We start from the raw sequence: 12,971 nt of genomic DNA on the forward strand, positions 1-12,971 counted from the left end.
TCGCAGTACCTCGAGAACGGATCCTCGATGATCAGACCCTTCGCCCGACAGGGCGCCCGCCGGAGCGGACTCGCGGTGCTGGCGAGTCTCGCCGTCCTGTCAGCGGGCGTCACCGGGATTCCGAGCGCGGGCGCCGAGACCGCGACGGGCGGCCGGCAGCCGGTGATCGGCAAGCCCGCCCTGGACGCACGCGGCTGTGCCCGCATCGAGAAGAAGCTGCCCGCCCTCTCCGAATGGCCCAAGGTCAAGAGCAGGATCGAGCAGAACCGGTCCGACGAGAAGCGAGTGGCGAAGATCCTCGCGGGCATGACGCTCGCCGAGAAGGTCGGCCAGATGACCCAGCCGGAGATCGTCGCGATCACCCCGGAGGAGGTCGGGCGATACTTCATCGGCTCGGTGCTCAACGGCGGCGGCTCCTGGCCGGGCCGCGACAAGCACGCCGCGCGGAAGGCCTGGCTCGACCTCGCCGACGCCTACTGGAACGCCTCCGTCGCCACCCGCGCGAAGATCCCCGTCATCTGGGGCACCGACGCCGTCCACGGCAACAACAACGTCTACGACACCACCGTCTTCCCGCACAACATCGGGCTGGGCGCCGCCCAGGACCCGTGTCTCGTGCGCGACATCGGGGCGGCGACCGCCCGGCAGACGCGCGCCACCGGCCAGGACTGGGCGTTCGCGCCCAGCGTCGCCGTCCCCCTCGACGACCGGTGGGGCCGCACGTACGAGGGCTTCTCCGAAGACCCCAGGATCACCCGGGCGTACGGGTACGAGGCCGTCAAGGGCCTGCAGGGCAAGCATCCGCGCGGTATCGGCCAGGACGGCGTCATCGCCACCGCCAAGCACTTCATCGGTGACGGCGGCACCCTCAAGGGCGTGGACCAGGGCGTCAACCCCTCGTCCGAGGCCGAGATGATCAACGTGCACGGTCAGGGCTACTACGGTGCCCTCGCGGCCGGGGCCCAGAGCGTGATGGTCTCGTTCAACAGCTGGAAGAACGCCGACCTCGGTATCGACGAGGGCAAGCTGCACGGCAGCAAGCGCGTCGTCACCGACATCCTCAAGCAGAAGATGGGCTTCGACGGCGTCGTCGTCTCCGACTGGAACGGCATCGGCCAGGTCGCCGGATGCACCAACGCGAGCTGTCCCCAGGCGATCAACGCGGGTATCGACGTGGTGATGGTGCCCAACGACTGGAAGGCGTTCATCACCAACACGATCGCCCAGGTCGAGAGCGGCGCGATCCCGATGGCGCGCATCGACGACGCGGTGACGCGCATCCTGCGGGTGAAACTGCGCGCCGGAGTGCTCGACGGTCCCAAGCCCTCCAAGCGCGCCTTCGCCGGGTCCGCCGACGCGGCGGAGACGAGGAGGCTCGCCAGGGAGGCCGTGCGCAAATCGCAGGTCCTGCTCAAGAACAACGGCAGGGTGCTGCCGCTGGCCGCGAAGTCCAAGGTCCTCGTGGTCGGCAAGAGCGCCGACAGCCTGCAGAACCAGACCGGCGGATGGACCCTCACCTGGCAGGGCACGAACAACGTCAACGCCGACTTCCCCAGGGGCACGACGATCCTCGGCGGGCTGCGCGAGGCGCTCGGCCAGTCCCGTGTCACCTTCAGCGAGACCGGCGACGGCGTCGACCCCTCGGCGTACGACGCGGTCATCGCGGTGATCGGCGAGACCCCGTACGCCGAGGGCATCGGCGACCTGGCGCGGCGCACGCTGGAGGCCGCCAAGATCTACCCGGCCGACCTCGCGGTGCTCGACAAGGTCACCGGTAAGGGCACCCCCGTCGTCACCGTCTACGTCGGCGGCCGGCCGCTGTGGATGAACAAGGAGCTCAACCGCTCCGACGCCTTCGTCGCGGCGTGGCTGCCGGGAACCGAGGGCGGCGGCGTCGCCGACGTGCTCGTCCGGGGCAAGCACCACGACGGCTTCACCGGCAGGCTGCCGTACTCGTGGCCGAAGAGCGCCTGCCAGTCGCCGCTCAACCCGGGAGCCGACGGATACGACCCGCTCTTCCCGCTCGGGTACGGCCTGCGTGACGGCCAGAGCGGGCAGGTCGGCAAGCTCGACGAGACCGCGCCGCCGTTCGGCTGCGGTGAGCAGGGCGGTGGCGGCGAGGCGAGCGAGGACCTGGAGATCTTCAACCGCACCGACATCGCGCCGTACAAGAGCTTCATCGGCTCCGCCGAGAACTGGGGCGGCACCGAGATCGGCGCCGACGGCGAGGCGGCGCACGCCGAGATCACCGTGGTGCCCTCCGACGTCAACGTGCAGCAGGACGCTCTGAAGGCGACCTGGACCGGCATCGGTCCCGCCCAGCTCTACCTGCAGAACCCGGCGGGTGGCACGGACCTGCGGGGCTACCTCAACACGAAGGGGGCGCTGGTCTTCGACACGATCGTCCACCAGGCGCCGGCCGCGAGGACCGTGCTCGGCGTCCACTGTGTCTATCCGTGCCTCTCCGAGGTGGTGGCGACCTCCCTCTTCCAGGGGCTTCCGGTCGGCGTGAAGTCGACCGTGAAGATCCCCGTCGCCTGCTTCGCCGCGGCGGGCCTCGACCTGGAGGTGGTCAACACCCCGTTCCTCGTCTACACCGAGGGGGCCTTCTCCGCGTCGTTCGCGAACGTCCGCTGGGTGCCGCAGGCGGCCGACGATCCCGACGCGAAGAAGTGCGAGGACCTGACCTGACACCGAGGACGTAGGCGAACGCCTCCCGGTGGGCCCTGGCTCTCCCGATGACCGACCACGGTGTCGTCAACGGCATCGGCCGGCATCGGCCGGCTCTGTCCGGGAGGCGTTCGCCCGTGCTCACCGGACGCGGGTGAACGCCTCCCGGTCGGTGGGGCAGACCCCGTTGACGACACCGTGGCGTCACCGTGGACATCGTCGTCGTCAGTCGGTGGGCAGGAGGGTTCCGAGCGGCCCGAGGTCGAGGTTGAGATCGGACGGTGAGAGCTCGAAGCGCTCGCACAGCTCGGTCATCGCCTCCTCGAGGCGCATCAGTGTCACGCCCAGCACCTCCACCTGCTCGTCCGAGAGGTCCCCCTGGTCCATCCGGCGCACACACTGGCGCTCCACCAGCTGCCGTATCAGCTCGACGAGAGTGAGCACGAGGCGGGACAGGTCCCGTCCGACGGCCTCGGGATCGGTGTTCACCTTCCAGCGGACGGTCCGTGCCGGTCCTCGCGCGTTCCCGGCCCTGCCCGCGGGGGTGGTTCGCGTGACCTTGAACCGTCTCCTCGCGGGAGGGCGGAGTCGCTCCCGGGTGACACGAGGATCCTCCATGCCGCCGAGGTCCTCTGCCCGGGGGGCGCCGGGCAGAGGATTCACATCGCTCGCCCGAGGGGCGCCAGGGGGGCGGTTCGTCACAGCGCTCCCTCCTCGCCCGAGTTCCACGGGAGCGCGACCGCGCCGTGCGGGTGGGCGGACGGGATCGGGTCGGAGGCCCGCACGGAGGTGATGAGGGCGCGCAGGGAGATGCGGACGAGGTCGATGTCGGCGATGGACAGCACCAGATCCCCGCTCACCACCACCCCGCCGGCCAGCAGCCGGTCGAGCAGGTCCACCAGTGCCACGCGCTCGGGGGGGATGTGTCCGGCGGCGGCGAGTTCGGCGCCCCTCGGCTGGTGGTCACGGGGCATCGAGTATCTCCGCACGGGTCGGGCCGAGGTCCACCGAGGTGAAGGAGTACGGCGCCCAGGGGCCGGTGAGCTGGATCTCGATCTCCTCGCCCCGCAGCGCGTCGACGGCCGCGACGAACTCCTCACGGCGGTCCTCGGCGACGAGGTAGGCGCCGTTGAGCAGCATCGTCTCCTCGCGGCCGGACAGTCGCGGGTCCTGCGGCCGATGGCGGTGGCAGGCGACCGAGATGGACGCGAGGGTGGTGTGGATGTCCTCGGCCCGCCGCGCCGCCAGACGCCAGGCGTCCTCCCTGCCGCGCAGGCTCGCCCGGCGGCGCTTCAGGTACGCCGTTCCCGGGCTGTCGGTCTCCTCGGGGGCCTCCTCGGCGCGAGGGGCCTCCTCACTCGGTTTGGCGTACACCTTCACCCCCCACTCCCTGCATCCGGTGACGTGGGCGAGCACCTCGGCGAGGTCGTCGTGCCTGCGCCGGAGCAGGTCACGGACCTGGTCCTCGCTGCTGTAGACCGTCACCAGCCTGACCGGGGCCGTGGGGGCCTCCTTCGCCACGGCCTCCACGACCCGGTCGTGGGCGCGGGCCGTCCCCCCGACCCAGTCCAGGTCCTCCAGGAAACGCCGCAGCGGCTCCTCGCCGAACTCCTCCAGGGGCACCGGGCTCACGTACGCGGCCAGGCCCTCGTGGGTGATCGCGCGCACCGGCGCTCCGGTCACGCCCGCCACGTTCTCCAGGAGAGGGTGCCCCACATCCTGGGCGATCGCGTAGAGATATGTGCCCGTCTCAGCCATCGCGCTCCTCCCTGAACCTTCCTGCCGATCGAAGCTCCCGGGCGTCACCGGAGGATCCTCTGTCGAGGGAACGGCGCCGGGTGCCCTCCATCTCCTCGTCGCTCTCGACGGCGGACAGCCGGTCGCGCAGGACGCGGTTCTCCTCGATCAGGTCGCGGTCGCGGGAGCTGAGCCACGGATCGTGTTCCCACCAGTCGATCCCCAGCTCCCGCGCCGTGTCGACCGAGGCGATGAGCAGGCGCAGTTTGATGGTGAGCAGCTCGATGTCGAGCAGGTTCACCCGGATGTCACCCACGATCACCACACCCCTGTCGAGCACCCGCTCCAGGATGTCGGCGAGGTTGGCGGAGGACTCCCGCCCGCCGGAGGAGCGCGGAAAGGACCCGCCGGATCGCATCACGTCGGCCACGTCAGCCCCCCTCGGCACTGTCCGCCCGGCCGCGCCGGTAGCGCTTCACCCTGCGGTACGACAGCAGGTCGCCGGTGGCGTCCAGCTCGATCTGGTAGAGCGACAGCATGTCGCCGGAGGAGGGGATGTGGCGGCTCTCGACGACCTCGACCTCGACCAGCCAGCCGTCCTCGGCCCGTCGTACCAGCGTCACCCCTTCCGTTTCCTTCGAGGTCAGGTCGGCGATGTGCCGCAACCCCGCAGCTCCGGCGGTTGCCGCGGACAGGGCGGAGGAACGCCGCCGCGGCTTCTTCGCGGGCTCGTCCTCCTCCTCCTCTTCGTCCTCTTCGTCCAGGTCCTCCTCAGAGAGGTCCTCGTAGGGCTCCTCGTCCTCGTCGAAGTCCTCGTCGAAGGTCTCGTCGCCGGCGGTCTCGTAGGAATCGTCGGCGGAACGCTTCTCACGGGTTCCGCGCCTGACAGGCATGGGATCATTCCCCTCGTCGTCTCCGCAGCGATGCGGTCCTACCGGCTAGGTGAGCAGATCTCCAAGGATCCGCTCCGCGGCCGCGGCCTCCTCCTCCTCGGAGATCTCGCCGGAGGCCCTGGCCTCCTCCAGCTCCTCCAGGCGGCGCCTCACCGCCGCGGGGCTCCGGAGTTCCTGCTCGGCCTGTTCCTGAAGCAGCTCCGCGAGCCGGATCAGCCCGCGCAGCGGCGCGAGCGGCAGGCCGAAGATGAGCCCCAGTGGTTCCACGATCGATCAACCTCCTTACACATCCCGGCGCCTACGTCTTGACGAAGTCGTACGGTGCCAGCGGGCCGAGCAGGCGCAGCTCGACACGGCCTGCCCACCGGGTCCCGAACTCGTCCACGGCCTCCTCGATCTCCCGGCCACGGTCGGTGTCCGCGAGCAGGGCCACGTGGACGGCGTCCCGCTCGTGGGTGGGCTCGCGGACGATGGCGGAGACGCAGAGCGGGTCGAAGGCTTCGACCAACGCGTCGGTGTCGGCCTCACGCTTGGCCGCGATCGACGTGTTGATCAGCTCTCCGAGCCGCATCCTCGTGTCCCACGTCGCCTCCTCGGGGCGTCCGTGGATCGCCTCACGCAGCCGCGCGATCTCCGGATCCTCGTCGAGCACCTCCCGCAGGATGGCCCGCTCGACGTAGCGTCCCTTCACGACGTACTCCGCGCGTCCTTCCAGTTCGTTCAGCGTGGCGAGGAACTCGTCGTAGTAGGGGGCGAGCAGTTCGTCGACGACCGCCTGGGCGTCCGTCACCACCGCTCCGAAACGCAGGGGGAGTACGGGCACCTGCGTGGCGGTGGCGTCGAGCAGGTGCTCGTGGGCCATGAGGTCGTCCGGCCTGCCGAGGGGGCGGTCGGTGGAGACGTCGCTCACCAGGGCGGCGATCTCCTTGTGGCGTACCAACTCGACCACGTTCGGCGGATCTCCCACGCCTCGGGTGCCCGGGGTCAGCTCGACGTCGGACGGAATGATCCCGTACACGTAGGTGCCGGTGACGCTCCCGGGGGCGCCGTGTTCCTTGGATCGGGGTCCTTTGGGGCGGGCCGTGGCGGCTCGTTCGGCGCGAGCGGTGTCGTGCTGTGTCGTCCCGCGGGTACCGCTCCCAGGGTTGTCCGACCGGACCGCCCCGCGCTTGTCAGTGGAACCGGACATCTCACTCCTCCCTGCGCCGTCTGCGGCGGGGCGTCGGCTCACGTTCCTCGTCGGCCTCCTCGAACTCGTCCTCGCCGGTCGTCAGGCCTTTGATCTTCTCCCCTGCCGCGTCCAGCAGTCCCTGCGTCGCGCCCTTGACCTTCGCCTTGCTACCGCCCTGCGTCATGTCCTCCACCAGTTCCGGCAGCCCCTTCTGCTTGCCGGTCTGGGTGAGGTCGAGGCGGTTGACGGCCTCGGCGAAGCGCAGATAGGTGTCGACGCTGGCCACCACGATCCGGGCGTCGATCGTCAGCAGTTCGATCCCGACCAGGGAGACCCTGACGTAGGCGTCGATCACGAGTCCCTTGTCGAGGATCGTGTCGATGACGTCGGCCAATCCTGACGAGGATCCGCGACCGCTCGCACCGGCTCCCGAAGGTTGAACGATGCTCATGGCGTCTCCTCCCCGCTGTCCCCGAGAATTTCCCGGTCACGCCCGGTCACGTACGACTGGCCGTCCTGCGGCGGGTGGGGCGCTTGGGCTTCTCTTCCTCGCTCCGGGAAGCGGCGGACCTGCGACGCCGCGGACGCCTGGGAGGCTCTTCCTCTTCTTCCTCTTCTTCGTCCTCGTCGGCTGCGCGCTCCTCTTCCGGCTCCTCCTCGGGCTCCTCTTCCTCTTCCTCCTCCTCTTCGCCTTCTTCGAATTCGTCCTCCTCGGGCTCTTCTTCGAACTCCTCCTCGCCCTCTTCCGGCTCCTCGGCCTCGCCGCGCTCCTCCTCGGAGCCCTTCTCGGCCTCCTCCTTTTCCTTCTCCTCGCGAAGTGCCGTCTCCTGGTCCTTGACGACCTTGCTGTCGCGGATCTCGCCGCGCCATCCCTCAAGGTCATCGGGCTTCAGGAGCACCCGGCTCATGACGTGCCGCCGGAAGTGCTTGAGCTCCAGGCGCGCACGCCTGCCCTGGGCGCGCCACAGGTTGCCGGTGCGCTCGAAGAGGCCCTGCGGGTAGTACTCCAGGACGAGCAGGACCCGGGTGAGGTCGGGAGTGATCTCGTGGAAGGTCACGGCACCGTCGACGTGCCCTTTCTGTCCCTTCGACCGCCAAATGATCCGCTTGTCGGGCAGCTGTTCGAGGATCGTCGACTCCCAGGTCCGGCGGGACAGGAAGATCTTCGCCGTCCAATCGAGCTTCTCGTCGGACTTCTGGTCGACGCCCTCGACCTTCTTCATGAAGCTCGGGAAGTCGCCGAACTGGGTCCACTGGTCGTAGACGACGCGTACGGGGGCGCCGATGTCGATCGTCTCGATGATGTTGATCATCTTCAGCTTCCCGCTCTGGCCGCCCTTGCCCCCGCCTCCCGTCAGTTTCTTGGTCAGGCCGCCGATCGCCATCTTGCCCAGGCCCTTCACCATGCTTCCGGCGATGGACGCTTTGGGGTGTTTGGATCCGGTCATCGCGCTGAGCAGGCCGGACCCGCCGCCTTCTGCGTAGTCGGTCAACCGGCCGGTCGCGCCTTGGATCTTCTCGCTCACCGTTGACAGAGCCCGCTCCCCAATGGCTCCGGCGAGGTTCTGGAACTCCTGTTTGAGTCGGCTGGGGGGTGCTTCCTTGTCGCCCTCACCGTCGGGGCGCTTCTTCGAGGTCTCGGCCATCTAGGTCACCTCCGTGCCCTGGCGGGCGTCGGCTTGGTGCGGGAAGAGGTGGATCCGCTCCGGGAAGGAGGGCGGCGCTTGGCCCTGGCCCGTGGCTCCTCTTCCTCCTCTTCTTCTTCCTCCTCGTCCTCGGAGTCCCGGGGTGCCTTACCGGTGGACTTGGCCGCAGGCTTGCGGCGCCCGGAAGTGGCGGAACGCCTGCGGACGGGCGGAGCCTCCTCTTCTTCTTCCTCTTCTTCCTCTTCCTCCTCGTCCGTCTCCGGTTCGTACTCTTCTTCCTCCTCGGCCCGGCGCCGTGCCTTCCTGCGGGACAGGATGCCCTTCACGCGCCCGCGCCTGGGCTCCTCGCCCTCCTCGCCTTCCTCTGGTTCCTCTCCCAGGTCCTCCAGGGGGTTGCGCAGGGATTCGGCCCGGTCGTGGAGTCTGTTGCTGAGCGAGTCGACCTGCCTGCTCACCGCGGCCTTGGCGGCGGCCTTGCTCGCGTCGACGAGGTCGCCACGCACGCTTTCGGTGATCTTCGCCAGTTCCGGGGAGGAACTGATCACCTTCAGCGCCTGCTGCAGAAGGTCGCTCTGGCCGCCGCTCAGCCGACCGGTCGCCCCGGCGGCGGCCAGTGCCATCGCCAGTCGCAGCTTCTGGCGTCGCCCCAGAAGGTAGCCGCCGGCCACGGCGAGGGCTATGCGTACTTCGTTCCTCACGGTAATCACTCCTTGTCGGCCGCTTCGTCGTCGTTCCGGTCCCTGAGGGGTTTTCGCCGGTATATCGCCGAAGAAGAAGGCATTGGTGCTGTTTAATGCCATTTCTCGGCAAAGGCAGAAAGAGTCACACTTTAGGGATTATGAGCCTTATACCCCTAAAAGGGTGGATAACCGTATATGTAGGTAAAAAAACGGCAAAGCGGACCGGATCCCCGTGGTTCAAGGGGATCCGGTCCGCAGGGAAGGTGGAGTGGGCCCGCCCGGCCCCTGTACTGGGGCGGAGGGGGGAGGTTCAATGATGTCGGGAATCCAACATCGACTTTGTGTAACAAGTGAGGCCGGGTTCCCGGAAAGATTTGGTCAAGATTTTCGAAGTTCGGTGAGTCGGGACAGGAGAGAGTCGCGCAAAAAACGGGCACAACCACCTCGTTAAACCCGTAAAGCGGAGGTATAGCCCTGGTGAAAAGATCAAGGGCCGGGTTCGCCGTGGTGACTGTGGCGGTCGTCTCCGCCATGGTCGGCGGGCTCACGGGATGTGCACGTGCTGAGTTCACCTACGTCCGCCACGACGACGGGCAGACCTACTTCAAGGTTCCGGCGACCTGGCGGAAGGTCGACCAGGCCGCGCTGGACAAGGCGACCATCGCGGCCGATCCCGAATCGGCCACCGCGCGACTGCAGAAGCAGCTCATCTGGTCGGCCGCCTACGACGCCCACTCCCAGCCCTCTCCAGACCACCTTCTCGGCTACGGCACCGGAGACGAACCGTTCGTCTTCGCCAGGATCACCAAGCTCCTCCCCGAGGAGCAGGACTCGTTGTCCCTGAACACCATGCGCAACTCCGTGCTGCCCGTCACCGAGACGGTGCGCAAGGAGTACGCGAAGATCCCCGGTTACCCGTTGCAGGACTTCGAGCTGCTCGCCGACGAGGTGCTCCGGCCCGGAGACGGCCTGCGCGGGGTGCACGTGCGGTTCAACTACGCGATCCAGGGGGCCGGGATCGAGACCTTCGACCTCACCTCCTATCTGGCCGAGGACGGCAAGCAGATCTCCACCCTGCTGATCCGCTGTTCGGCCGCCTGTTACCGGAAGCGCGCCGGGGAACTCGAGAAGATCGCGCAATCCTTCAAGGTCAAGCGACTCACCGGGTGAGGAGAAGCCCGTCCATGCAGTCACCTCCACCGCCCCCCAACTTCGAAGGACTCCGGGCTCCCGGCTCCGGCCCGACAGATCCGCACCCCGACAGGCGAAAGAAGATGCCGTTCTGGGACCGGATTAAATTCCTGCTCATTCTCACGATCATCTATTTCGTTCTGGTGTGGAGTGAGATGGCCTCGTACGAGGGCATCATCACGTTCCAGGACGCGATGATCATCACCGCGATCGCGGCGCCGTGGATCTTCTGGCTCCTCGGGGCCGAGTTCCTGAGGCAACTCCATTTCTTCGTCAGCGAGCGTTCCGCCGGATACAACCGGTTCTGGACGCGCGGTGTTTTCGGCGGTTTCGAACGCTGGACCCATCGCCGCTTCTCCGACTGGAACCGCTTCAGGATGGCGCGGGCCATCAAGTGGGTGTTCTGGATCACGGTGCTCGCCCTCATCCTCGGGGAGGTGCTGGACACCTCTCCGGCGCTCGCCCTGTTCCAGGCGCCCGCGCTGCTCTGGCAGGCCCTGCCGTACATGGCGCAGCTCGCCTTCGCGTTCTTCTTCATCGCCTTCCAGTTCATCGGCCTGTTCTGGCTGTTGTCGCGGGGCGGTGTGGAGACGTACTTCCCCGACGACATCAAGACCCGCTTCACCGACGTCTGGGGCCAGGACCACGTCGTCGAGCGGGTCAAGGAGAACATCGTCTTTCTGGAGCGGCCGGACGCGATCGAGGAGCGCGGCGGCTACGTGCCCAGCGGCCTGCTGCTGTGGGGGCCGCCGGGCACCGGCAAGACCCTGATGGCCGAGGCCGTGGCCGGGGAGACCGGCAAACCGTACGTGTTCGTCGACCCCGGCGCGTTCGTCAACATGTTCATGGGCATCGGCATCCTGAAGGTGAAGTCGCTGTTCAGGAAGCTCCGCAAGCTCTCACTGCGCTACGGCGGCGTGATCGTCTTCTTCGACGAGGCCGACTCCCTCGGCAAACGCGGCTCGCTGGCGCAGCAGGGTCCCAGGGGCGCCCCTGGGTTCTCCCCGCACGCCGCCGGATGCCACGGCTTCGGCTACCTCAGCGAGGACACCCGGTGGCTGCTGACCCGCAAGGGCGCGGCCGAGCCGAGCGAGCCCGACACCGGCCGCAGCCGCTTCATGATGGGCGGCATGGGCGGGGGCGGCGGTGACGCGGGCACGTTGCAGGCGCTGCTCACCGAGCTGTCGGGCCTGAAGAAGCCGAGAGGCATCGTCAACCGGCACGTGCGAAGGCTCTTCGGCATGCGTCCCAAGCCGCCGCCGAAGTACCGGATCCTGGTCATGATGGCCACCAACATGCCCAACTCGCTGGACGAGGCTCTGCTGCGGCCTGGCCGCATCGACCGCATCTACAAGGTGGGCTACCCCTCGAAGGCGGGCCGGGTGCGCACCTACCGGGGTTACTTCGACAAGGTCGACCACGAGCTCACCGAAGCGCAGCTGGACAAGCTGGCGACGATCACCCCCTACGCCACCGGTGCCACGATCAAGGACCTGGTGAACGAGTCGCTCATCACCGCGATCCGCGACGGCAGGGAGACCATCACCTGGTCGGACGTGACCCGCGCCAAGCGGCTCAAACAACTCGGCCCGCCAGAGGACGTGGAGTACATCGAGCGCGAGCGGCACGCGGTGGCCGTGCACGAGGCCTGCCACGCCGTGGCGGCGTACCGCACCCGCTACCACCTGGAGATCGACATCGCCACGATCGAGAAGGGCGCCGACTACCTCGGCATGGTGGCGAGCATCAAGCCGGAAGACCAGTTCACCCGCTGGAAGTCCGAGCACGAGGCCGACATCATGGTCTCGCTCGCCTCCCTGGCGGGGGAGCGGATGTTCTTCGGCGAGGACAACTCCTCAGGGGTCTCCGGTGACCTGTTCTCCGCGACGTACCTCACCGCGCTGATGGAGGCGCACTGGGGCATGGGCCGCGGGGTGACCTCGGTGCCCGCGCTGCAGGAGCTGGAGATCCTGGGTGGCAAGTCGATGCCCAAGCCGGGTGGCGGAGGCATCGGTTTCACCAAGACACCGGGTGGCGGCCAGCCGCTCGCCCCCGACGTGCTGGGCGAGCGCATCGAGTTCAACCTGGTGAGCCTGCTCGACCGCACCGAGCGACTGCTGCGCGAACACCGGCGGGACGTCCTGTGCCTGGCGCACGCGCTGGAGGCGCACAAGACGCTCAACGGCGACGACGTGGTCGCGATCCTGGAACGCGGACGGGGGCCGTTGATCGACGGCTCCGTCTACGCCTCGGACGACTTCTACGCCGAGATCGAGGAGTATCACCTGGAGGCGGCGCGGGCGCACCGCGAGCACAGCCACGTGGCGCGGGCCCTGCCCGTTCCGCAGGCCGTGCCTGTGCTCGAACCCGCGGCCGTGGTCGTCCAGGGGGCGATGCTCACGGGTAACGGCCACGGCGCCCCGGTGTCGAACGCGGTGTCGAGCCCGGTGCCGACGCTGCCGGCCACGATGTCGACCGCTGTGTCTCCGGTGCCGCCGGCCTCCGCGGCTGGACCCGACTTCGTGCCCTGGGGCGACGACACCCGGGTGCCTCGCCCGGCACCGTCGCCGTCACAGTCCACGTCACCGCCACCGCCGCCGACGCCCGCCTCGCGCGGCGGGAAGTCGCGGATGGTGTTCGTGGTCGTGGCCAGCCTGGCCGCACTCGCGGTCTTCACGACGCTGGGCGCCTACGTGCTCGGTGGTGGGACGGTCGCGATGGGCCGCGCGGGCTCGCCGGACTCCGGCACGCTCACGGTGGTGTTCGTCGCCGTGCTGGCGGCACTCGTGGGGGCGGCGATCGTGGCCGCGCTCACCAGGGGGACACAGGCGGCCAAGGCCAGGGCCGAGGCTCAGCGGGACAGTGCCGTAGAACGTGCCCAGCTGCTCGCCGCGGCGATGGACCCGCAGGTCGCGATGCGGATCCTCGGCTACAACGGCACCGAGGAGCGGCCTCCGCACTGAGAACTCCCGGCCGGTCCTGG

At 68.5% G+C, this 12,971-nt stretch carries 13 protein-coding genes; 3 read left to right on the forward strand and 10 right to left on the reverse strand.

The features are described 5' to 3' along the window. Positions 1–27: 27 nt before the first annotated feature. The gene (locus tag AB0B96_RS19760) at positions 28–2,691 is read left to right on the forward strand and encodes an exo 1,3/1,4-beta-D-glucan glucohydrolase (protein WP_362900491.1); all 2,664 of its coding nucleotides are present in this window, start codon (positions 28–30) and stop codon (positions 2,689–2,691) included. 204 nt (positions 2,692–2,895) lie between these two features. Here AB0B96_RS19760 and AB0B96_RS19765 read toward each other — a convergent pair whose 3' ends face one another. The 10 genes from AB0B96_RS19765 to AB0B96_RS19810 all read right to left on the reverse strand — a co-directional run bounded on the left by AB0B96_RS19765 (position 2,896) and on the right by AB0B96_RS19810 (position 8,815). Beyond that, positions 2,896–3,288, reverse strand: a complete 393-nt coding sequence (locus tag AB0B96_RS19765; RefSeq protein ID WP_362900493.1) for a gas vesicle protein K — start codon at positions 3,286–3,288, stop codon at positions 2,896–2,898. Positions 3,289–3,368: 80 nt separating this feature from the next. After that, positions 3,369–3,644 carry a gas vesicle protein gene (locus AB0B96_RS19770; protein WP_362900495.1) on the reverse strand — a complete coding sequence of 92 codons (276 nt, stop codon included), beginning with the start codon at positions 3,642–3,644 and terminating at the stop codon, positions 3,369–3,371. After that, the gene (locus AB0B96_RS19775) at positions 3,634–4,428 is read right to left on the reverse strand and encodes a GvpL/GvpF family gas vesicle protein (protein WP_362900497.1); all 795 of its coding nucleotides are present in this window, start codon (positions 4,426–4,428) and stop codon (positions 3,634–3,636) included. Before AB0B96_RS19775 ends, AB0B96_RS19770 begins: the two co-directional genes overlap by 11 nt. Next, positions 4,421–4,825, reverse strand: a complete 405-nt coding sequence (locus tag AB0B96_RS19780; RefSeq protein ID WP_362900838.1) for a gas vesicle protein — start codon at positions 4,823–4,825, stop codon at positions 4,421–4,423. Before AB0B96_RS19780 ends, AB0B96_RS19775 begins: the two co-directional genes overlap by 8 nt. Positions 4,826–4,838: 13 nt before the next feature. Continuing rightward, positions 4,839–5,300, reverse strand: coding sequence for a gas vesicle protein GvpO (gene gvpO / locus AB0B96_RS19785; protein WP_362900499.1), 462 nt, complete (start codon positions 5,298–5,300; stop codon positions 4,839–4,841). A gap of 45 nt (positions 5,301–5,345) precedes the next feature. Beyond that, positions 5,346–5,567, reverse strand: coding sequence for a gas vesicle protein GvpG (locus AB0B96_RS19790; protein WP_350944208.1), 222 nt, complete (start codon positions 5,565–5,567; stop codon positions 5,346–5,348). A gap of 31 nt (positions 5,568–5,598) precedes the next feature. Further along, positions 5,599–6,489, reverse strand: coding sequence for a GvpL/GvpF family gas vesicle protein (locus tag AB0B96_RS19795; protein ID WP_362900502.1), 891 nt, complete (start codon positions 6,487–6,489; stop codon positions 5,599–5,601). Position 6,490: 1 nt separating this feature from the next. Further along, positions 6,491–6,922 carry a gas vesicle protein GvpJ gene (gvpJ, locus tag AB0B96_RS19800; protein WP_362900504.1) on the reverse strand — a complete coding sequence of 144 codons (432 nt, stop codon included), beginning with the start codon at positions 6,920–6,922 and terminating at the stop codon, positions 6,491–6,493. A 46-nt stretch (positions 6,923–6,968) separates the two neighbouring features. Continuing rightward, positions 6,969–8,117 carry an SRPBCC family protein gene (locus AB0B96_RS19805; RefSeq protein ID WP_362900506.1) on the reverse strand — a complete coding sequence of 383 codons (1,149 nt, stop codon included), beginning with the start codon at positions 8,115–8,117 and terminating at the stop codon, positions 6,969–6,971. 5 nt (positions 8,118–8,122) lie between these two features. Further along, positions 8,123–8,815 (reverse strand): hypothetical protein, encoded by a 693-nt coding sequence (locus AB0B96_RS19810; RefSeq protein WP_362900508.1) that lies wholly within the window; start codon positions 8,813–8,815, stop codon positions 8,123–8,125. Positions 8,816–9,274: 459 nt separating this feature from the next. Here AB0B96_RS19810 and AB0B96_RS19815 point away from each other — a divergent pair, with 459 nt between their 5' ends. Continuing rightward, positions 9,275–9,967 carry a hypothetical protein gene (locus AB0B96_RS19815; RefSeq protein ID WP_362900510.1) on the forward strand — a complete coding sequence of 231 codons (693 nt, stop codon included), beginning with the start codon at positions 9,275–9,277 and terminating at the stop codon, positions 9,965–9,967. Between the two features lie 14 nt (positions 9,968–9,981). Further along, positions 9,982–12,951, forward strand: coding sequence for an AAA family ATPase (locus AB0B96_RS19820; protein WP_362900512.1), 2,970 nt, complete (start codon positions 9,982–9,984; stop codon positions 12,949–12,951). Positions 12,952–12,971: the final 20 nt, after the last annotated feature.

This window comes from Streptosporangium sp. NPDC049046 (assembly GCF_040649155.1).
Taxonomy (GTDB): domain Bacteria; phylum Actinomycetota; class Actinomycetes; order Streptosporangiales; family Streptosporangiaceae; genus Streptosporangium.